At 56.2% G+C, this 1,005-nt stretch carries 1 protein-coding gene; it reads right to left on the reverse strand.

Translation table 11 applies throughout. From position 1 onward, the window contains the following. Window positions 1–337: 337 nt before the first annotated feature. A complete protein-coding gene (locus G6035_RS19590) occupies window positions 338–904 on the reverse strand; it encodes a type II toxin-antitoxin system RelE/ParE family toxin (RefSeq protein WP_176618774.1) in 567 nt (188 codons plus the stop codon). Window positions 905–1,005: the final 101 nt, after the last annotated feature.

The raw sequence follows: 1,005 nt of genomic DNA on the forward strand, positions 1-1,005 counted from the left end.
TGTCGTTCATTGCCGTAGTTTTTGGTTGAAAAGGGGGAGTAAAAGGGGAGTACTTCTCCGTGAGCCGGTGGCAGTGTCCAAAATCGGGTTCAATATCATGGCGGTGTGGGCCACGTGTGTGGTGCCTGATCTCGTGGAAATTGCTGTCCATGGTGACCATTTTATGCCCAGGCGTGGGGCACGTTAATGGTAGGTTCGTCGAGTTTTGGTAGCCAATATTGGCGACGGTCCGACGACATGGGCTACCAAAGCGGCACCACTTGTTTTTGCATCGTTTGATCGCCGAATGCCGGAAATCGTTGTCGATCAATTAGTCTGGCTCACGCGGCTACAGTGCCTAATCCTTGCGCTGGTTGGACCAGTGTTCCATCAGCAGTTCTTGTCCTTGCTGTTCGGTAAGGGTGAAGATTTCTTCCGGGGCCAGGTTGAGTTGGTCGCGGAGGGCGGTCTGAAGCCAGCTCGGAAGAGTGGATTCCCTGCTGGGTTCTGTGGCAGCTTCAACGGATTCGTAGAGACGACCCATTTGGGTAATGACATCCTTGAGGGGTTGAAGCTTGGGGTCATCCCCTATTCGTGCGACTCTTGCTTTGAGTTCTTCGTAGATCTCACTGTCTGATCTGACGCCCACGGCCCATATTTCGGAGATGTCAAGGATTGGTGTGCCATCGGTGTCTGCGGTGAGGCGCCAGACTATGCGCCAGTCCCGGTCTCCGACGACAAGTTTGCGAAAACCAATCAAGGCGCCCAACAGGGGCTCACCAGCGTTGGGCGACCGTTCCAGGAGCAGCATCTTCTTGAAGACGGTGCGGACGATCTGGGGGTCTTTCTTGCCAAGCCGGTGAAGGTCGGCAACGGCATCCTCGGTGAGTCGAACCACGCAGACCCGCTGGGGATGTGCCGTCACGCTCGCCCTGCAGCGATGTCGGAGGCAATCTCGGCCTCCAGCTCAGCACGGGTGAAGCCGAAGAATTCCATGGCCTGGTCCAGATCGGTACGCACTCCACT

Origin of the sequence: Arthrobacter sp. SDTb3-6, from assembly GCF_013376095.1 — a bacterium.
In the GTDB taxonomy this organism is placed as follows: Bacteria; Actinomycetota; Actinomycetes; order Actinomycetales; family Micrococcaceae; genus Specibacter.